The 19,971-nt window shown below is 29.1% G+C and carries 20 protein-coding genes; all 20 read right to left on the bottom strand.

Annotation, left to right across the window (positions count from 1 at the left end; genetic code table 11):
• Nucleotides 1–4: 4 nt before the first annotated feature.
• Entirely contained in the window at nucleotides 5–1,429 is a 1,425-nt protein-coding gene (locus AAT22_RS07995) for a coproporphyrinogen III oxidase (protein WP_047000828.1), read from the bottom strand.
• A gap of 11 nt (nucleotides 1,430–1,440) precedes the next feature.
• On the bottom strand, nucleotides 1,441–2,043 hold the full coding sequence (locus AAT22_RS07990; protein WP_047000827.1) for an MBL fold metallo-hydrolase: 603 nt from the start codon (nucleotides 2,041–2,043) through the stop codon (nucleotides 1,441–1,443).
• A gap of 13 nt (nucleotides 2,044–2,056) precedes the next feature.
• Complete coding sequence (gene dtd / locus AAT22_RS07985) at nucleotides 2,057–2,506, bottom strand: D-aminoacyl-tRNA deacylase (RefSeq protein WP_016208398.1); 450 nt, start codon at nucleotides 2,504–2,506, stop codon at nucleotides 2,057–2,059.
• Between the two features lie 12 nt (nucleotides 2,507–2,518).
• Nucleotides 2,519–4,711 (bottom strand): bifunctional (p)ppGpp synthetase/guanosine-3',5'-bis(diphosphate) 3'-pyrophosphohydrolase, encoded by a 2,193-nt coding sequence (locus AAT22_RS07980; RefSeq protein WP_016208399.1) that lies wholly within the window; start codon nucleotides 4,709–4,711, stop codon nucleotides 2,519–2,521.
• Between the two features lie 100 nt (nucleotides 4,712–4,811).
• Nucleotides 4,812–5,330, bottom strand: coding sequence for an adenine phosphoribosyltransferase (locus AAT22_RS07975; RefSeq protein WP_016208400.1), 519 nt, complete (start codon nucleotides 5,328–5,330; stop codon nucleotides 4,812–4,814).
• Nucleotides 5,331–5,396: 66 nt separating this feature from the next.
• Nucleotides 5,397–6,248 (bottom strand): DHH family phosphoesterase, encoded by an 852-nt coding sequence (locus AAT22_RS07970; RefSeq protein WP_016208401.1) that lies wholly within the window; start codon nucleotides 6,246–6,248, stop codon nucleotides 5,397–5,399.
• A 138-nt stretch (nucleotides 6,249–6,386) separates the two neighbouring features.
• On the bottom strand, nucleotides 6,387–7,259 hold the full coding sequence (gene secF / locus AAT22_RS07965; protein ID WP_016208402.1) for a protein translocase subunit SecF: 873 nt from the start codon (nucleotides 7,257–7,259) through the stop codon (nucleotides 6,387–6,389).
• Nucleotides 7,252–8,517 (bottom strand): protein translocase subunit SecD, encoded by a 1,266-nt coding sequence (gene secD / locus AAT22_RS07960; protein ID WP_047000826.1) that lies wholly within the window; start codon nucleotides 8,515–8,517, stop codon nucleotides 7,252–7,254. The genes secF and secD overlap by 8 nt, the downstream gene beginning before the upstream one ends.
• Before the next feature lie 324 nt (nucleotides 8,518–8,841).
• Nucleotides 8,842–9,210 (bottom strand): TIGR04086 family membrane protein, encoded by a 369-nt coding sequence (locus AAT22_RS07955; protein ID WP_047000825.1) that lies wholly within the window; start codon nucleotides 9,208–9,210, stop codon nucleotides 8,842–8,844.
• Nucleotides 9,211–9,262: 52 nt separating this feature from the next.
• A complete protein-coding gene (gene yajC / locus AAT22_RS07950) occupies nucleotides 9,263–9,535 on the bottom strand; it encodes a preprotein translocase subunit YajC (protein ID WP_047000824.1) in 273 nt (90 codons plus the stop codon).
• A 99-nt stretch (nucleotides 9,536–9,634) separates the two neighbouring features.
• Nucleotides 9,635–10,777 (bottom strand): tRNA guanosine(34) transglycosylase Tgt, encoded by a 1,143-nt coding sequence (gene tgt, locus AAT22_RS07945; protein WP_047000823.1) that lies wholly within the window; start codon nucleotides 10,775–10,777, stop codon nucleotides 9,635–9,637.
• A gap of 21 nt (nucleotides 10,778–10,798) precedes the next feature.
• Complete coding sequence (queA, locus tag AAT22_RS07940) at nucleotides 10,799–11,827, bottom strand: tRNA preQ1(34) S-adenosylmethionine ribosyltransferase-isomerase QueA (RefSeq protein WP_047000822.1); 1,029 nt, start codon at nucleotides 11,825–11,827, stop codon at nucleotides 10,799–10,801.
• 42 nt (nucleotides 11,828–11,869) lie between these two features.
• Entirely contained in the window at nucleotides 11,870–12,895 is a 1,026-nt protein-coding gene (ruvB, locus tag AAT22_RS07935) for a Holliday junction branch migration DNA helicase RuvB (RefSeq protein WP_047000821.1), read from the bottom strand.
• 9 nt (nucleotides 12,896–12,904) lie between these two features.
• Entirely contained in the window at nucleotides 12,905–13,510 is a 606-nt protein-coding gene (gene ruvA, locus AAT22_RS07930; protein ID WP_047000820.1) for a Holliday junction branch migration protein RuvA, read from the bottom strand.
• Nucleotides 13,511–13,780: 270 nt separating this feature from the next.
• Nucleotides 13,781–14,647 (bottom strand): DegV family protein, encoded by an 867-nt coding sequence (locus AAT22_RS07925; protein WP_047000819.1) that lies wholly within the window; start codon nucleotides 14,645–14,647, stop codon nucleotides 13,781–13,783.
• 132 nt (nucleotides 14,648–14,779) lie between these two features.
• Nucleotides 14,780–15,955 (bottom strand): stage V sporulation protein E, encoded by a 1,176-nt coding sequence (gene spoVE, locus AAT22_RS07920; protein WP_016208411.1) that lies wholly within the window; start codon nucleotides 15,953–15,955, stop codon nucleotides 14,780–14,782.
• Between the two features lie 19 nt (nucleotides 15,956–15,974).
• Nucleotides 15,975–18,182 carry a stage V sporulation protein D gene (locus AAT22_RS07915; protein WP_016208412.1) on the bottom strand — a complete coding sequence of 736 codons (2,208 nt, stop codon included), beginning with the start codon at nucleotides 18,180–18,182 and terminating at the stop codon, nucleotides 15,975–15,977.
• A 133-nt stretch (nucleotides 18,183–18,315) separates the two neighbouring features.
• Nucleotides 18,316–18,759: a peptide-methionine (R)-S-oxide reductase MsrB gene (gene msrB, locus AAT22_RS07910; protein ID WP_016208413.1), complete on the bottom strand. Its 444-nt coding sequence runs from the start codon at nucleotides 18,757–18,759 to the stop codon at nucleotides 18,316–18,318.
• A gap of 44 nt (nucleotides 18,760–18,803) precedes the next feature.
• A complete protein-coding gene (locus AAT22_RS07905; protein WP_016208414.1) occupies nucleotides 18,804–19,181 on the bottom strand; it encodes a hypothetical protein in 378 nt (125 codons plus the stop codon).
• Nucleotides 19,182–19,255: 74 nt separating this feature from the next.
• Complete coding sequence (locus AAT22_RS07900) at nucleotides 19,256–19,867, bottom strand: DNA-3-methyladenine glycosylase (RefSeq protein WP_047000818.1); 612 nt, start codon at nucleotides 19,865–19,867, stop codon at nucleotides 19,256–19,258.
• Nucleotides 19,868–19,971 lie beyond the last annotated feature (104 nt).

Below are 19,971 nucleotides of genomic sequence, written 5' to 3'. Positions count from 1 at the left end.
CCTCCTATTTAAGGTAAAGTTCATCTAAAAGTTTTATCTTTTCCTCTACCATTTCCTTAATTCTACTTGTGTACTCTCTAATATCTTTAACATTTCCAAATCTTTCAATTCTATTTTCTTCTAGAAAGACTACTTTTGATACGGCATCTGCCCCTAAAGCTATTATAGTTTGCTTATCTTCTATCATTTGTATGTTATATAAGCATTCTTTGCCTTCTTTAGAATAGCCCAAATTCTCCATATTGCCAACCATATTTTTTTGTCTATACATATAATACGGCTCTATATTTAAACTTTTAGCTAAATTTCTACTTATTTCATACATTGATGAAAGTTCATCTTGCTTCTTTATTTGTATACCTTTCTTTAAAATGAAATTTTCATAAAGAATAGATGCTCTTTTTAAAGATAATCCATGGACAGTTAAACTATCTGGTCTTAGTTTTAAGATTTCATTTGCAGTATATTCTGCTTCTTTTATCCCTTCACCAGGTAATCCTATTATCATATCCATATTTATATCATCAAAGCCTAAATTTCTAGCTAAATTAAATTTATCTATAACATCTTTTGATGTATGTCCTCTACCAATCATTTTTAATGTGTCATCATTCATTGTTTGAGGATTAATACTTATTCTAGTAGTATTATATTTTTTCATAGTTTGAAGCTTTTCTAAAGTTATACTATCTGGTCTTCCACATTCTACAGTAAACTCAAGTATGTCTTTATCTAATACGAAAGCATTATAAATTTCTTTCATAATATCTTCAAACTCTTCATTATTTACTGCTGTTGGAGTCCCCCCGCCAAAATAAACACTTTCTATTTTTAGATTTCTCTCATTAACATACTTTTTCATTTCTCTTATTTCGTATGCTAACGCTTCTAAATAAGGATTAACTAATTTTTTATTACTACCTATAGGATTAGCTGTAAATGAACAATAAAAACATCTTGTTGGACAAAATGCCATTCCAATATAAATTGCAATACTCTTTTCATCTTTATTCACAAGCTCCTGTTCCTTTTTAGCTACTTTTATGCAAAGCTTAGCTTTTTCTTCAGAAGCTAAATGTTTCTTTGCAAATAAATCTATTATTTCGTCTTCACTTTTTCCTTCTTCTAAATACTTTAAAGCTATTTTGGAAGGTCTTATTCCTACAAGTATTCCCCACGGATAATAATCGCACGTTATTTCTTTTAATGAAGAGAAAATTAATCTCTTAATATCTTCTTTTATATTTTCTGAAACTTTACATTCTCTATAAAATTCATTAAATGAAAATGATATTTTATCTTCTTCTATATTTATTATATAGTTACCATCTTCTTCAAACTTAATTTCGTCAAGTGCATAATATATATTAAACATTTGATATATGTCATATCTATACTTTAAATTATTTAACTTAATCTTTAATTCCATTTATTCTCCTCTTATGCTAGGAAGGGATTTCTCATCCTTTCAAATATAATAGTAGATTTTGGTCCATGTCCTGGGTAAACTTCTACGTCATTATCAAGTACCATAAGCTTAGTTTCTATACTTTCTATAAGCTCATTATAACTGCCACCTAAGAAGTCTGTTCTACCTATTGAACCATTGAATAAAGTGTCTCCAGTAAATACTTTATTCTCTACTAAGTAGCAAGTTCCACCTTTTGTGTGTCCTGGTGTGAATAGTACTTTAAATGCTAATTCTCCAACTTTTATTTCATCACCTTCATTTATATATTTATATATCTTTGGTAATCTACCAAAAATCCCTGAAGAATCCATCTCCATATACTCTTCGTCTGCTTTATTAAGATAAACATCTACTTTATATTTATCTTTTAGTTCTTCTACAGCTCCATTGTGATCAAAATGACAATGAGTTAAAAGAATAACTCCTATTTCAACTCCTAAAGTTTCAATTTCTTTAATTAAATAACTTGCTTCTGCACCTGGGTCTATTACGGCTGCTTTATTTGTTTTTTCATCTATAACTAAATAACAATTTGTTTGCAATGATCCAAGCGGATATGTTTTTACTATCATAGTTATCCTCCTTTTAAAAGTTCTTCTTGCTATCTAACATCAAAGTCACAGGTCCATCATTTTGAATATCTACTTTCATATGGGCACCAAATTCACCAGTTTCAACTTTCAAATTTGATTCTCTTAATAATTCAACAAACCTTTTATATAAAACTTTTGCTTTTTCTCCACCTTCTGCTTCCATGAAATTGGGTCTTCTACCTTTTCTACAATCCCCATAAAGGGTAAATTGAGAAATTACTAAAATTTCACCTTTTACATCCAAAAGTGATAAGTTCATTTTATCAGCTTCATCTTCAAATATTCTTAAGTTAATTACTTTTTCTTTAATATATAGTAAATCCTCTTCAGTATCTTCCTTGGATATACCTATTAGTATATTAAGTCCCTTATTAATTGACCCAATTATCTTTTCATCAACTATAACTTTAGATGATGCTACTCTCTGAACTACTGCTCTCATATACTTACCTCTCTAGTTATTCATTCTATATACATCCATTACACCTTTTAGTCTTCTTATTTTTCTCATAAGCTCTTTTAGCTGCTCAATAGAATCTATTTTTACCTTTATATTTATTACAGCTATATTCCCTTTTGATGATTTTGCATTTAATGCATTAAGAGGTAATTTAGCTTCAGTTATTATTGTCATTATATCTGATAATATACCTATTCTATCTTCTGCTCTAACTTGCATTTCAGCTACATATGCAGTTCCTTTTGAAGCTCCCCATGAAACTTCTACAACTTTTCCATCATCATAGTCTATTAATGCTTTTAAGTTACTACAATCAGTTCTATGAACTGAAATACCTCTTCCTTTTGTTATATATCCAAGTATCTCATCTCCTGGAACAGGGTTACAGCACTTTGCAAATCTAACCATAAGGTTATTTACACCCTTAACTGTTACTCCATAATCATTTGAAGTTGATTTTCTGTTATTGTTTGATTTCTCAGCCTTAGTTATATGATCATCAATTGATTTATTTACAGTTTCTATACTTTGCTTTTCAACTATATTTTCTTCTTTTAATTTAGATATATAAGATGATGCTGCGATTTGACCTACTCCTATTGCAGCATATAAGTCTTCCATGCTATGAATATTATATCTTTTAACTAATTTATCATATGCTTCTCCTTTTGCAATTTCCGAATAAATTACTCCTTGTTTCTTTAGTTCTTTTTCAAAGATTTCTTTTCCTTTATCTATATTTTCTTCCTTTTTAATTTTCTTAAACCATTGTCTTATTTTACTTTTAGCCTGATTACTCTTTGCCATGCTTAACCAATCCATATTAGGACCTTTAGCATTTTTAGATGTTAATACTTCTACAATTTCACCAGTTTTTAAGCTATAATCAAGTGGTACTATTTTTCCGTTGACTTTTGCCCCAACACATCTATTTCCTATATCTGTATGTATTCTATAAGCAAAATCTATTGGAGTTGCTTTACTTGGTAGATTTATTACAACTCCCTTAGGGGTAAATACAAATATTTCATCTGTAAATAAATCTATCTTAAATCCTTCTATAAATTCTTCAGCATCGGAAGTTTCTTTTTGCCATTCAAGCATATCTCTAAGCCAAGCAAGTTTATTTTCAAAGGACTTTTCTTTATCTTCCTGCGTATCCCCTTCCTTGTATTTCCAATGCGCTGCTATACCATATTCCGCAGTTTTATGCATCTCAAAGGTTCTAATTTGTATTTCAAAAGTTTTACCTTGAGGTCCTATCACGGTAGTATGTAGTGATTGATACATATTAGGTTTAGGCATGGCTATATAGTCTTTAAACCTTCCTGGAATAGGTTTATATATTGTATGAACTATCCCAAGTACTCCATAACAATCTTTAACTGTGTTTACTAAAATTCTTATTGCTGTTAAATCAAATATTTGTTCTATACTTTTATTTTTATTAACCATTTTTTTATATATACTATAAAAATGTTTTGGCCTTCCGTCTATATCAGAATCTATTTCAGATTCCTCTAATTTATTATGTAAATCTTCTATTATTTCCGAAATATAAGTTTCTCTTTCTACTCTTTTTTCTGCTATTTGCTTTACTAAATCATAATATTCTTCTTCATGTAGATATCTAAAAGCTAAATCTTCAAGTTCCCACTTAATCTTGGATATACCTAACCTATGAGCAAGTGGAGCGTAAATATCTAAAGTTTCTTTTGCCTTTTGTTTTTGTTTTTCCTTTGGCATGTATTTTAAAGTTCTAAGGTTATGTAGTCTGTCAGCTAGCTTTATAATTATTACCCTAATATCTTTTGCCATAGCTAAAAGCATTTTTCTAACATTATCAGCTTGCTGCTCTTCTTTTGTCTTATATTCTATTTTACCAAGCTTTGTAACTCCTTGAACCAAGTATGCAATTTCTTCATTAAAAATATTTTTTATATCATCATATGTATAATCCGTATCTTCTATAACGTCATGCAAGAGCCCTGCTACTATTGTACTTGTGTCCATACCCATCTCAGCTAATATTTCAGCTACATCTATAGGATGAGTTATATACGGCTCACCTGATTCTCTTTTTTGGTTTTTATGAGCATCACATGCTAAATCATGTGCTTTTTTTACTATGTCTGTATCTATGTTATTACAATTTTCATTTATTTTTTGTAATAGGCTTTCATACATATGGGTAATCTCCTTCGATTAAGTCTAAAATAATTGGCTGGTTTTAACAACCAGCCATTTTCTTTTATTATATAATATTTAATTTCATATTTCAACAATATTAGAACTCATAATCAACTAATGACATAACTTCATATTTTTCAAGTTTATCTCTTCCTCTTAAACCTGTAAGTTCAATAGCAAAATCTAAACATATTACTTCTCCACCAGCCATTTCTACAAGTTTTGCTACTGCATCAATAGTACCACCTGTAGCTAACAAATCATCAACTATAGCAACTCTTTGTCCTTTTTTTATAGCATCTTTGTGTATTTGTAATGTATCACTACCATATTCTAAATCATAAGTTATTGATACTGTTTCTCCTGGTAATTTCCCTGGTTTTCTTACTGGAACAAATCCTATCCCCATAGCATATGCAACAGGTACTCCATAAATAAATCCTCTTGCTTCTGGTCCAACTATTAAATCGATATTCTTATCTTTTAAATGCTCCACCATTTTATCAATTGAGTACTTTAATGCCTCGCCATCTCCAATAACAGTTGTTATATCTTTAAAGCTTATTCCTTCCTTTGGGAAATTTTCAATTACTCTTATTCTTTCTTTTAGATCCATGATAAATCCTCCATTACTAAAATTATAAACTATACAAATATTATACTACAGTATTTATTAAATTAATTATATAGTTATCCTAGATTTATTTAAATATTTAGTTATTTGTTCTGCTCTATCTTTTTTATTGGTGGTTAAAAGTTCTATAATTATACGTGCATTATCCATCATTCTAACTACATTTATTGTAGGAGTAATAACTTCTATTATTTTTAATATGCACTCCTCATCCATTTCCACTATATTATAGTGATCCATAACCGCTCTTAATCCATAATTATTAGTATTAATTAAAAATTTTCTACCTTCTTTTAAAATCACACCATTTTCACCTTTTAAGGGTACTTCTGCCCATTGTTCGCCTATAAGTATTAAATCTAAATACTTATTTATACTTTTTATGTTATAGTATATTGCAATTGCTTGCATCAATTTAAAGGTCAAACCACTAATAGATAAATTTTTATACCTATACTGGCAACCTTTTTGATTTGGATTTATGTATATGTAATTTCTTTCAACGTTAACTTCTTTATTTTCCAAAACTATCAAATCTATCCCAAGATCCCTACAAAGCTTTTCTTCCTTTTCTGAGCTTAAATCTATACCTAATGTTATTAAAAGCTGCCCTCCTAGAAAACTGACATTATCAATTATATCTTCTGAGGTAATTCCTAAACTAGAATCTTCGTCATGAATTATATATTCTATATCTGCATTTAAATATTTTAATACTAAACTTAAAGATGCTATAGCACATAATCCATCTACATTAGGTATTCCATAAATAACTATCTTCTTTCTATTATTTATAGCCTCTACCATATGCTCAATAGCTTTATTCATATTTTTAAGTATAAAGGGATTATATCCAGTAATATAATTTGGACTATAAATACTCTCCCAAAACTTACGCATTATAAACTCCTCCATAAAACTTAAGAAAACACATATATTATAATGTAAAATCTCCAATATTACAAATGTTTTCTAAGAAAAAAATAATAAACCTCCAAAATATTTCGGAGGTTTAACTTTTTGTTATCTTTATAAAGATTAAGCTATTTCCGCTTTACTTTTTTTAACTTTCTTGTCTTTTAACATAACCCATACTGGTGAAGCTATAAATATAGAAGAATAGGCGCCTGCAGCTATTCCTATAATTAATGGGAATGAAAATTCTCTAACTGTTGGTACAAAAATATTTACAGCTATTATTGTTATTAAAGTAGTCAATGTTGTATTTATTGATCTAGACATAGTTTGAGTTATACTTTTATTAGCTACTTCTGTAGATGACACCCTTCTCATATTCTTTAAGTTTTCTCTAATTCTATCAAATATTACTATAGTATCATTTATAGAATATCCTACAATCGTTAATATTGCTGCAATAAATGGTGTATTAACTGGTATATCAAATATAGCATAAACACTAATTGTTATTAATACATCATGTAACAATGCTATTACTGAAGCTATTCCATAATTCATTTCAAATCTAAATGCTATGTACACAAGCATAGCCACACAAGCAACCAGTAAAGCAACTATAGAATTTTTAGTAAGCTCTTTTCCTACAGAAGCTCCTATTTCATCTTGTGATATTAAGGCACTATCTTCTAAAGTATATTTTTCTTGCAGTGCTTTAAAAACTTCTGAGACTTTAGTACTATCTAAATCTTTTGCCTTTATTTCATATTGTGTATTATCAATTTCATTAGTTACTGCATCTGGAACTATATCTTTAACTATTTCATCTGCTTCTGGCTTATTAAAATTTTCTCCTAATTCAACTACAACATTAGTTCCGCCTCTAAAATCTATACCAAAGTTAAGCCCTCTTACAATAATAAATCCTAATCCTACAACTATAATTATTGTAGATAAGGTGAACCAAAGCTTAGTTTTTTCTATAACTTTAAGCATTTTCAGCCCCCCTCTTTACTCTAAATTGTCCTAGACTTTTTAAAAGCCCCATATCAACAGCTAAATTTATTAATATTTTTGTTACTATTAGCGCTGTAAATAAACTTAAAATTATTCCTATCATAAGTGTTACAGCAAACCCTTTTACTGCTCCTGAGCCTATAAAATATAATATAAGTGCTGCAATAAATGTTGTTGAATTTGAGTCTACAATTGATGACATTGCATTTTCAAAACCTTTTTTTATTGCACTTTTAATTGGAATACCAATTGAAAGTTCTTCTCTAATTCTTTCAAAAATTAGTACATTAGCATCTACAGCCATTCCTATAGTTAATAAAAATGCTGCAATTCCTGGCAACGTCAATGCCGCCTTCATTTCCACAAATACTATAAGTACTAAAGTTATATATAACGTTAATGCTATACTTGCAAATAATCCAGGTAATCTATAATATAAAATCATAAAAATAAACACTAAGGATATTCCTATTACTCCAGCCTTAACCGCATTAGGAAGCGCTTCTGCTCCTAACTGTGCACCTACATTTTTAACTGATACAGCCTTAACTGTAACTGGTAAAGCTCCTGAGCTTATTATCCCTGATAGCTTAGTTGCTTCTTCCATTGATGACATACCATTAATCACAGCTTTTCCATCTGTAATTGCATTTTGAACTACTGGTTGTGAAACTACTTCATCATCCATTGATATACTTATAGTTTTTCCTATATTATTAGCCGTTGCTTCCGCAAACTTTGTTTGCCCTTCCTCATTAAGCTCTAATGATACTACTGGACTTGATGTACTATCTAGTACAGCTGTTGCTTCCTTAACGTCTTTTCCTGTTAAAACAATATTTCCTTCGGAGTCTTTAAATTCTAAGTTACCAGTTTTACTTAATCCATCAACTATTTCACTTGAATTATATGCTCCTGGTATATCCACCCTTATTCTTTTTTCTCCTTCTTCTGTAACAACTGTTTCTGATACTCCAATTTTATTAACTCTTAATTCTAATAATTGCTTAGTTCTTTGACGAACATCTGATGGCACATCGTCTTCTTGTATTTCCATCAGGACTGAAACTCCACCTTGAAGATCTAAACCTTTAGTTATAGCTTCACCAATGGACTTAATCTCCCACCCTGCTATTTTAAACCCTTTAAAACCTGTAAATGCTAATGAGAAAATAGCAATGACACAGAGTATAAACAATATTGAACTTTTACTCTTACTTTTGCTTCTCGCTTTCATGTTCTTCCCCCTCTGGTACGTTTTCATTTAAATTATATTACTTATGTTAAGTAATATCAACTACTTTTTAAGAATCTTGTATATTATTACCAATACAAGACCTTGTTTTTATAATATTTTTAATTTTAACTTATTTTATGATTAATTAAATTCATTATACATAAATTACAAGTGGCTTTATTCAATTAATAATTAAGTTTTATTAGTTTTATATTAGTAAATCTTATTAAAAATTAATAAAGAAAAATGAAAAAATAAAAGAATTAAAAAACATCAACTCTTTCACTTTTTCACTTTTCATTACTTTGATTCATAAAATCTCATTTATAGATTTACTCCAAGCATTCCTGACAGTAATCCTATAAAAACACATAAAGTAAATTTAATAAAGTCATACATTCCTAATGTTGGTTCTGCACCGAATATAATTCCTATTATATATAGAGCTATGTAAAAAATACATCCTACTGCTAAACCAACTACCCATCCTTTATTCCCATGGGCTTTTACTGCAACTATAGAACCTACTACTAAAGCTAAGCACGATATGACTACATAAATTACATTAAATATACCTTCTCTTAATGTAATTCTATTCATAAATAGAGAAAATATAGCTGTTACCAAGAATGTAATCATAAGTGCCCAAATAACTCCCTTTAGCACATTTTTAAAATAATTTGTCCAATCCATAAAAATTTCACCCCCTACTACTCATTTTATGAGGTATTAGGGGGCTTTATTCTTATTCTGTTTCTTTATTTATTTTTGTTGCTATACCATTTTTTGTTACTTTTAATTTAGTTCTTTCAGCACTAGTTTCTAAAATAACATAGTTTTCTTCAACTATTATTATTTTTCCCATAATTCCACCTCTAGTTACTATTTCATCATTTTTCTCTAGAGATGATATCATTTCATTATATTTTTTATTTCTCTTTTTCTCTGGCAATATTAATAAAAAATACATAATACCAAACATTAATGCGAAAGGCAATACAATTGATAATATTTGCATACAGTCCTCATTCCCTTCATAAAATAACTATTAATTCATAATAAAAACTATATATCATTTATATTCTACTGTCAATTATGTTAACATACATTTAATTATTTATGCTTTTCCATTCCATTCTTTTAATTTTTCATCTTTAAATTCCTTAAAGTATCCTCCATCAATTGCAGATCTAATATCTTCCATAAGTTTATTATAGAAATAAAGATTATGTAGAACACAAAGTCGCATAGCAAGCATTTCTTTAGCCTTAAATAGATGTCTTATATAAGCCCTCGTATAACTTCTACAAGCAGGACATTGACAGCCTTCATCTATTGGTCTTGTATCTAATTCAAATTTTGCGTTCATTAAGTTTATTTTACCTTCTTTTGTAAAAACATGACCATGTCTACCATTTCTTGCCGGAAGAACACAATCAAAGAAATCTACGCCTCTGTCGACAGCTTCTAATATATTACTTGGAGTTCCAACTCCCATTAAGTATATAGGCTTATCCTCTGGTAAGTATGGTACAACAGCATCTATTATTCTATACATTTCTTCATGTGTTTCTCCAACAGCCAAACCGCCTATTGCATATCCATCTAAATCCATTTTTGTTATAGTCTTTGCATGTTCAATTCTTATATCCTCGTAACATCCACCTTGATTGATTCCAAATAACATCTGTTCTTTGTTTATAGTTTCCGGAAGTGAATTTAATCTATCCATTTCCTTTTTACATCTTTCAAGCCATCTTGTTGTTCTTGCTACTGATTTTTCTACATAGTCTCTTGTAGATGGGTTTGGAATACACTCATCAAAAGCCATAGCTATAGTTGAAGCTAAATTACTTTGAATTTGCATTGATTCTTCTGGTCCCATAAATATCTTTTTACCATCTATATGTGATGAGAAATACACTCCTTCTTCTTTTATCTTTCTCATTCCTGATAGTGAAAAGACTTGAAAACCACCTGAATCTGTAAGTATTGGTCTATCCCAATTCATAAAATTATGTAATCCTCCAAGACTTGCTACAACCTTATCAGATGGTCTTAAATGTAAATGATATGTATTAGATAGCTCTACTTGACATCCTATTTCTTTTAAATCCATTGTTGATACAGCACCTTTTATAACCGCTAAAGTACCAACGTTCATAAATACAGGAGTCTCTATAGTTCCATGAGGAGTTTCAAATCTTCCTCTTCTTGCTTCCCCATCCTTTTTTAGTAAAGTATATCTTTTCTTACTCAAAATTTCACTTCCTCTTTTCGTTTACTCTTTTATTAACATAGAATCTCCAAAGGAGAAAAATCTATAATTTTCTTTAACAGCCTCATTATATGCATTCATAACATTTTCCTTACCTGCTAAAGCTGAAACTAACATTATTAAAGTAGATTCAGGTAAATGAAAATTAGTTATTAACTCATCAATAACTTTATATTTATATCCCGGATAGATAAAAATATCTGTCCAGCCACTTTGCTCTCTTACAAAACCATTTTCATCTCCAATTGTTTCTAAGGTTCTTGTAGAAGTAGTTCCTACAGCTATTATCTTATTCCCATTTTTTTTAGTTTTGTTTATAATATCTGCATTTTCTCTATCTAACACGTAGTATTCTGAATGCATTATATGTTCATTTATATCTTCTACTTTTACAGGTCTAAATGTTCCAAGTCCAACATGAAGAGTTAAGTAAGCAATATTAACCCCTTTAGCTCTAATTTGTTGTAATAATTCTTCTGTAAAATGTAATCCTGCTGTTGGTGCTGCTGCTGATCCTTTTTCTTTTGAATATACTGTTTGATATCTTTCTTTGTCTTGAAGTTTTTCTGTAATATATGGTGGTAATGGCATTTCTCCTAATTCGTCAAGCACTTGTTCAAAAATACCGTCATAAGAAAATTCTATTATTCTATTTCCTTCCTCCACAATATCAATTACAGTACAAGTTAATTTACCTTCACCAAAAGTAAATTTTTGACCAATTTTTGCTCTTTTACCGGGCTTAGCTAAGCATTCCCATTTATCTCCTTGAATTCTTTTTAGCAATAAAAACTCTATCTTGCCACCAGTTTCTTCTTTTTCACCTATCAATCTTGCAGGCATAACTCTTGTATTATTTAAAACTAAAGTATCGCCTTCATTTAAATACTCTATTACATCATGAAAATATTTGTGCTTTATAACTCCAGTCTTTTTATCTAAAATCATTAACCTAGAAGAATCTCTCTTTTCTAATGGATGTTGTGCAATTAATTCTTCTGGTAAATAAAAATCAAAATCACTTACCTTCATTTTTCTTCTCCCAATCTATTTTATCTATGAATTAAATTATCTTTAAAATAACTTTTGTTGTTCTCCAGTTACTTTTCTTATCTTCTTGCTTCTTCCTAAATGCTCGTATGCTTTTTCTGTCGCAACTCTACCTCTTGAAGTTCTTACTATGAACCCTGTTTGCAATAAATATGGTTCATAAACATCTTCTATAGTTCCAAGCTCTTCTCCTATAAAATACGAAAGTGTTTCTATACCTACAGGACCTCCATTAAAATTATCTATTATTGCTTCTAAAATTTTATTATCAACTCTATCAAAGCCCTTATCATCTACTTCTAACAGTTCAAGCGCTGCCTTTGCTTCTTTATAACTTATAAGAGAATCTGAATAGACCTCTGCATAATCCCTGACTCTTTTTAATAATCTATTGGCTATTCTTGGAGTTCCTCTAGACCTTCTGGCAAGCTCATATGCTCCTTCTTCTGTTATATCACATTTCAATACGAAAGCAGATCTAATTATAATTTCTCTAAGTTGTTCTTCTGTATAGTATTGCATATCACATAGAACCCCAAATCTATCTCTTAGTGGAGCTGTTAACATACCTATTCTTGTAGTTGCTCCTATTAAAGTAAATTTAGGCAAATCTAATCTTATAGATTTTGCTGCCGCTCCTTTTCCTATGACAATATCAAGAACATAATCCTCCATAGCCGGATAAAGTATTTCTTCTACATTTCTATTTAATCTATGAATTTCATCTATAAATAAAACATCATTATCCTTAAGAGTAGTTAATATTGCAGCTAAATCTCCGGCTCTTTCTATCGCTGGACCTGAAGTTATCTTAAGTTCTCCATTCATTTCTTTTGCTATTATATTAGCTAGTGTAGTTTTCCCAAGTCCTGGTGGACCATAAAGCAATACATGATCTAAAGCTTCACTTCTATTTTGGGCTGCTTTTATGAATATACTTAACCTTTCCTTTACTTTATCTTGACCTATATACTCATCTAAACTTTGAGGTCTTAAACTTAAAGCATTACCATCTTCAAAGATTTCTTGTGGTGTTATTATTCTTTCCATAGCTCACCTCTATCCCATAAGAACCTTTAAACAATTTTTTATTATGTTTTCTAATGTATCTGTTCTGTCAACTTTTTTAATCGAAGCTTCTGCTTCTTTTTCTGAATAACCAAGAGCTAAAAGCGCTCCTAATGCCTCTGCTATATTACTTGCATTGGTTGGAACTAAATCTTCAAACTCTCCTGAATCTTGAATTCCACTAATCATTTCTTCTTTCTTTATTTTATCTTTAAGCTCTAGTATAATTCTTGCCGCCGTCTTCTTCCCGATTCCAGGTGCTCTACAAAGATGCTTTTCATCTCCCATCATTATTGCATATTTCAAGTTGTTTATTCTACTGATAGATAATAATGATAACGCTGCTTTTGAACCAACTCCATTTATAGAAAGAAGTAACTTAAACATTTCAAGTTCTTCCCTAGAATTAAATCCATATAATCCAATAAAATCTTCTCTTACTATTTGCTCAATATAAAGTTTAGCTTCATCGTCAACTTTAGGCATAGATGACATAGTTGCTCCTGATGTAAATATTTTGTATCCGATTCCATTATTTTCAATAATAATATAATCTTTATATATCCCTTTATATATCCCTACTATGTATTCATACATACAACCAACCCCTCCAATGCCATTTTTCTTAAAGTGTAATAATTATATTTTAACCTATATTACACTTTAACATTATCTAAAAAATAATTCAACTTATTCAATTTATTGATTAAAGTAATTAACAATATAAAATATAAGTAATACTAATTTTATCAGATATATAAAAGAGTTATCTAAAATGAATTTTAGATAACTCTTAAAATATATTAATCTTTTTAAATACTAATGAATAATACCAATAAATTTATTAATTTTTATATATTTATTTTATTACCTACTCTCTCCAATAAAAAATAATGCAATTGTCCCAGGCCCTGAATGTGAACCTACTGCTGGACCTACATTATTTATAATAACTTCTTTAACCTGTACTTCATCTAAAATTAAATCCTTTAAATGTTCAGCTTCACTTAAACAATCTCCATGGCTTATAAATATTGTTTGTTCTTCTGGCTTTATAATTCGCTCTTTCAAACTTTCTTGCAAACCCTTAATTGATTTTTTCCTTCCCTTTACTTTAGATACAGGTATTAATCTTCCTTCATCATCTACATGTAATATAGGCTTTATATTTAACATAGTTCCTACTATAGCAGCAGTACTAGATACCCTTCCACCTCTTTTTAAATGATTTAAATCATCTACTGTGAACCAATGGTTAACTTTTAATTTATTATCTTCTATCCAAGCTACTACCTCGTCTTTACTTGCTCCATTTTTAAGCATACTAGCTGCATAGTAAACTACCAGCCCTAACCCCATAGATGCACATTTTGTATCTATTATAGTTATATCCGCTGAAGAAATTTCTCCTTCAACATTTTCTTTCGCTATTCTTGCACTATTTACACATCCACTTAATGCTGATGAAAAACCTATATAAATTATTGAATAGCCTTGGTTAGAATATTTCTCAAAAACCTCTGTAAATTCATATGCATTAACCTGCGATGTTGAAGGCATTTCTCCTTCTCTTATCATATCATAAAACGCTTTATACTCTATACTCTGCCCCAAATCATCTTTAATTTCCTTACCTTTTATGTTAACTCTAAGTGGCATTACTTCTATATTGTTTTCTTTCACAAAATCTATAGGTAAATCACAACAAGAATCTGTTAAAATAACTGTCTTCATAGTCATCTCCTCCAAACATATTTTATAGTTTTTAATATGCGTCTATTATACATCTATATATAAATTTTTTCCATTAACTTAATAAAGATTTAAAAATATATAAACTTATATAATAAATATATACATTATTTATCAATTTAATTCCTCTTCTTTACCTTGTCTTGAAATATTTAATAATATTCCAATTGCTGATAAATTAAAAACTAAGGATGTTCCACCATAACTTATAAGTGGCATTGGAACACCTGTTACAGGCATAGATCCAGTTACAACTGCAATATTTATTATAGCTTGTATAGAAATTACTGAAATTATTCCAATAGCAAGTAGATACCCATAATTGTCTCTTGCTTTAACTGCTATAGATGTCCCCTTTATTGCTATAAATATAAAAAGACAAATTATAAATATACATCCAATAAGCCCCAATTCTTCACCTATAATAGCAAATATAAAGTCATTATGTGGTTCAGGCATAAAAAGAGCTTTCTGCCTTGAATTTCCAAGTCCTACACCAAATAATCCACCTGAACCAAGAGCATAAAGAGATTGTATAAGTTGATAGCTATCTCCTGATGTATCTGCCCATGGATTTAAAAAGCTTGTAAGTCTTTTTAGCCTATAGCTTTCTATAAAAATCAATCCCATTCCTGCTGCTAATCCCATTGGAATAAGTGAAAGTAAATGACTTATTTTAGCTCCACCTGCTAATATCATAACAAATGCAACCATCATAACTATAGCAGTTATACTTAAGTTTTTTTCAAGTAATATTAGTAATGCAAAAACTCCTGCTATAGCTAAATAAAATATTGTTCCTTCTGCAAATTTCTTGATTTTTCCTTTTCTTTGATCTATTAATAATGCTAAATAAAGAACAACTACATATTTTGCTAGCTCAGATGGTTGAAAAGATAATGGTCCAAGTCTTATCCATCTAACAGCTCCATTTATATCTGCACCAGCAAATAAAACCACTACTAATAATCCTAATGTAATTAATACTATCCAAGGTGTCCATCTCTTATATATGTGATAATCTATGGACATTGTAACAAGCATTCCTATTATACCTACTACAGACCATGTTATTTCTTTAAAAAAATAAAAATCTGAATTATATACATCTTTTTGGTATAAAGCATAGTATGAACTTGATGAATATACCATAATTATTCCTATAACTAGCAAGACTAATATAGCACATAACAAACTATAATCAATATTTTTCATTTTTATTTTTTTTCTTCTTGAAGTTGACCGGCTTCTACTTCTCCCTTTTATACTTAACGCTCTTACTTTATCCATCTTATCTCCTACTATCTTATTATTTCAAATCTAATTTTACTTTTGTTCCTTTTTCAATTAGTTTTCCAGCAATAACATCTTGACTTTCTACTACTCCACTTCCATTGGTTTTATATGTTATTTCCAAACTATTTAAAATATTAGTTGCTTCTTCCAAAGTTTTACCTTTTAAATCTGGCATTATAAGCTTATCAATATCATTTTTATAATCATCTACATTCAAACTTATAACAGCATTTTCTTCAACTAATGAGCCTGGATATGGTTCCATATTAGTTACTTTTGAAGTATCTTTACCTATATCAATATTTAATTTACTATTTTCTAATATCTTTTTAGCTTCATTAACTGATTTCCCTCTTAGTTCAGGTACTACTACTTTATTCTTATATGAATATCTTTCAGTATAAACTTGAGAATCCATATAAGTAAATATTTCAGATAATAATGATTTTAATATTGGAGTTGTTACTGGGCCACCATAATAATTTCCTGCACTTGGATCTTCAACTTTTATAAATATAGTTACTTGTGGATTTTCCACAGGATATAGAGCAACTACAGAGGCTATATATTTATCTGCTGAGTATCCTCCTAATATAGGATCAACTTTTTGAGCTGTTCCTGTCTTTCCTCCAACTCTTCTATCTTTTCCCATAAAGGCCCCTATTTCCTGACCTTGATTTATAGTTCTTTCTAAATAATCTCTTAATGTTGCTGTTGTTGCTTCTGAAATTATACTTTTTTCTATAATTGGATTAAATTGTTCATCTATAACTTTTGTTCCATTGCTAGCTTCATGAGATATCTCTTTCATCATATGAGGTTGAATTAAGGTTCCTCCATTTGCTATTGCATTAAATGCTCTCATAAGTTGAATGCTGCTTACAGTATTAGTTTGTCCAAAAGATATAGTTGCTAAATCCATTTCACTCATATCACTTACTGATTTTATTATTCCCTCTGATTCCCCTGGAAGATCAATTTTAGTTAATTTACCAAATTCAAATTTATCTATATACTCTCTTAGTTTTGCACTACCTAATCTAGATCCTAATTCCATAAATCCTACATTACAAGAATTCTGTAATATTTGAGGAAGAGTTTGAGTCCCGTGTCCAGCTGTATTCCAGCATTTTATAGTTGTTGAACCAAACTTCACCCCTCCATCACAATAAAATGTATCATTTTCATGTGCAACTCCTTCTTCTATTGCAGCTGCCATAGTAATATTTTTAAATGTTGATCCTGGTTCAAAATTATTGCTTATAGCACTATTTCTAAACATATTTTGAAGTTTTTCAAAATCATTTTCTCCATCAAACTTTTCATATTCTTCATATGGATTATTAGGATTAAAATCTGGCTTATTTACCATAGCTAAAATTTCACCATTATTTGGATTCATAACTATTATTGAAACTTCTTTAGCTTTATTATCTTCAAATCCCTTTTCAGCAGCTTTTTCTGCCATTAATTGGATATTTTCATCTATAGTCAATGTAACATCATTACCGTTAACAGGGCTCGCATATTTTATAGTCTGGAACGGTAATTCTTTTAGCGAACCATCTACTTCTGCTATTTTATATCCTGCTAAACCTTTTAGCTGAGCGTTATACTCAAGCTCTACTCCATTTAACCCAACATTATCAGAATTTACACCACCTAATACATGGGCTAAGAAGTTATTATTTGGATAGTATCTTTTGGGATTTATTGAAATAATAACCCCATATATATCTAAAGCCTTAATTTTATCAGCAACTTCTTTTTCAATTCCAGTAATAAGAGTACTAGTTTTTACTTCAATGCCTTCTTCATTAATTGGATTTAACTTTTTATTTACCTCATCTATCGTTAATCCTGAAGCAGTAGCTAGACTTTCCACAACTTTATCTTTTGCAATTTCTTCATCAGTTATATATGTATCTATTGCTTTTAAATCTAAATCTACTCTATATACATCTATTGAAGTTGCTAGTATTGACCCACTTCTATCTTTTATATCTCCCCTATCTGCTTCTACAGTTACTTGAGAGTTCCATTGACCTTGAGCCATATGCTTATATTCTTTATTTTTATATATCATAATATAAGTTAACCGTCCTATTAAAGCTAAAAATATTATACAAATAATTATGCTGCTATATAATGCTCTTTCTCTTGAATAAATACCTTTAGTTTTACTATTTCTTCTTTTAGTAGTTTTGTCTCTATTGCTCATCTTCTTCTCCCATACAACTATTTAAATATTTTATTGATAGGTTGTCCCTTAATTATAACAAAAATAAATTCATTATGTAAATTATTCCCTTTATTTTAATTTAAATAAAAAGTAAAAGTGGATACCACCTTTACTATTTATTTTCAAACAAATCTAAATATTTTTCGTAGCCCTTTTCTTTCATTTGATTTCTAGGTATAAATTTTAATGCTGCAGAATTAATACAATATCTAAGTCCACCTAATTCTTTTGGTCCATCACAAAACACATGCCCTAAATGAGAATCTGAATTTTTACTTCTTACTTCTGTTCTCACCATACCATGGCTTTTATCTACTTTTTCTTCAATTAATTTTCTATCTATTGGTTTTGAAAAAGCTGGCCATCCGCAACCAGAATTAAATTTATCCGTTGAAATAAATAATGGTTCTAAAGAAACTATATCTACATAAATTCCTTCTTTAAAATTATCATTATATTCATTTATGAAAGGTGGCTCTGTAGAGTTTTCCTGTGTAACTTTATATTGAATTTCTGTTAATTTACTTTTTAATTCTTCTTTTTTTATATTTGTCATACTACACCCTCCATTTATATTATAAAGCCATTTGAATAAAATTTCTATTTATTCTTAGTAATAAATATTCTTTTAATAACTGTTTGTGGGGGTTCTGACTTAGTCATAGCTTCATTTACTCTTGCATATACTAAATCTCCCTTGTCAATAACTATATCTTCTTTTTTATCATTTGTTGAATTCATAACTTTTGTTTCATTATCTATTATCCCAACTACAGTTATTTTACTAACTTCCTTTCCCTTTATATAACCCTGTATAGTAACTCTTGTATTTCCATCTTCTGATTTTTGTACTTCTAATACTTCTCCTATTACAACTGGACTTTTAGCTGATATTCCTTTCTCTGGTTTTGCTCCAACTAAAATTCCTGAAAAAATAGTCAATAAACAAATTACTATTAATAATTTTTTTAACTTCATTTTAATTTCCTCCTTAGTTTATAATCACTAATAGTTTTTTTCCTCTTTAAAATAAATATTCATTCCATTTGTATTTATTTTTTTGAAACATATGGGTTATCTTTAATATAAAATCTCCACTTAAAATCCTTAGCTTCTTCTGCATAATCTATCCCTACTCTGGTGGTTTTAACTATTTCAATATTTTTGCTTTCATTATATTCTAGATATAATCCATTATTTAGATATAACTTTTTATAGTTATCTTCTCTTGTAATACTTAAAGCAGTACATAGCTTAGATGGTCCATTGGTTAAATTTCTCTTTTGTACATTTGTTAACTCATTATAACTTTTCTTAAATCTAATATTAGATAAATAATCAAAATTATCAATAGGTTCAACAGCTCTTATTAAAACTGCCTCTGGCTCATCTTTTATATTAGTTACTATATTAAAACAATGATATAACCCATAAATAAAATAAACATACGCTATTCCGCCTTCTTCGAACAAAGGTTTTGTTCTCTCTGTTTTTTTATAATTATACGCATGACAAGCTTTATCTGTAGCTCCTATATAACTTTCTGTTTCTACTATTTTAGATTTAATTTTTATACCATCAATTTCTCTAACTAAGTAATGTCCTAATATACTTTGAGCTACTTCAATAGCTCCTTGCCTATAAAATTCTTTTTCAATCATCATAATAAATCTCCAGATATCAAAATATTATAAAATTAATTATCTTTTATAACTTTATTATTTATTATACTACCATATTTATTCCCTAATTATTTCATATTTATGAC

The organism is Clostridium sp. C8, from assembly GCF_001010885.1.
GTDB lineage: Bacteria > Bacillota > Clostridia > Clostridiales > Clostridiaceae > Clostridium > Clostridium sartagoforme.
The sequence above is the reverse complement of the archived record's forward strand: the minus strand, read 5'-3'. Positions and strand labels throughout refer to the sequence as shown.

Bases quoted from the DNA above. Each gene is read 5' to 3' on its own strand.
- ruvB (WP_047000821.1), bottom strand. From the start codon at position 12,895: ATGGAAAGAATAATAACACCACAAGAAATCTTTGAAGATGGTAATGCT.
- msrB (WP_016208413.1), bottom strand. From the start codon at position 18,759: ATGACAAATATAAAAAAAGAAGAATTAAAAAGTAAATTAACAGAAATT.
- AAT22_RS07990 (WP_047000827.1), bottom strand. From the start codon at position 2,043: ATGATAGTAAAAACATATCCGCTTGGATCATTGCAAACAAATTGTTAT.
- AAT22_RS07905 (WP_016208414.1), bottom strand. From the start codon at position 19,181: ATGAAGTTAAAAAAATTATTAATAGTAATTTGTTTATTGACTATTTTT.
- yajC (WP_047000824.1), bottom strand. From the start codon at position 9,535: ATGCAAATATTATCAATTGTATTGCCTTTCGCATTAATGTTTGGTATT.
- secF (WP_016208402.1), bottom strand. From the start codon at position 7,259: ATGCTTAAAGTTATAGAAAAAACTAAGCTTTGGTTCACCTTATCTACA.
- AAT22_RS07995 (WP_047000828.1), bottom strand. From the start codon at position 1,429: ATGGAATTAAAGATTAAGTTAAATAATTTAAAGTATAGATATGACATA.
- secD (WP_047000826.1), bottom strand. From the start codon at position 8,517: ATGAAAGCGAGAAGCAAAAGTAAGAGTAAAAGTTCAATATTGTTTATA.
- AAT22_RS07900 (WP_047000818.1), bottom strand. From the start codon at position 19,867: ATGATGATTGAAAAAGAATTTTATAGGCAAGGAGCTATTGAAGTAGCT.
- queA (WP_047000822.1), bottom strand. From the start codon at position 11,827: ATGAAGGTAAGTGATTTTGATTTTTATTTACCAGAAGAATTAATTGCA.
- dtd (WP_016208398.1), bottom strand. From the start codon at position 2,506: ATGAGAGCAGTAGTTCAGAGAGTAGCATCATCTAAAGTTATAGTTGAT.
- AAT22_RS07975 (WP_016208400.1), bottom strand. From the start codon at position 5,330: ATGGATCTAAAAGAAAGAATAAGAGTAATTGAAAATTTCCCAAAGGAA.
- AAT22_RS07970 (WP_016208401.1), bottom strand. From the start codon at position 6,248: ATGCGTAAGTTTTGGGAGAGTATTTATAGTCCAAATTATATTACTGGA.
- AAT22_RS07955 (WP_047000825.1), bottom strand. From the start codon at position 9,210: ATGGATTGGACAAATTATTTTAAAAATGTGCTAAAGGGAGTTATTTGG.
- ruvA (WP_047000820.1), bottom strand. From the start codon at position 13,510: ATGTATGAATACATAGTAGGGATATATAAAGGGATATATAAAGATTAT.
- AAT22_RS07915 (WP_016208412.1), bottom strand. From the start codon at position 18,182: ATGAGCAATAGAGACAAAACTACTAAAAGAAGAAATAGTAAAACTAAA.
- AAT22_RS07980 (WP_016208399.1), bottom strand. From the start codon at position 4,711: ATGTATGAAAGCCTATTACAAAAAATAAATGAAAATTGTAATAACATA.
- AAT22_RS07925 (WP_047000819.1), bottom strand. From the start codon at position 14,647: ATGAAGACAGTTATTTTAACAGATTCTTGTTGTGATTTACCTATAGAT.
- spoVE (WP_016208411.1), bottom strand. From the start codon at position 15,955: ATGGATAAAGTAAGAGCGTTAAGTATAAAAGGGAGAAGTAGAAGCCGG.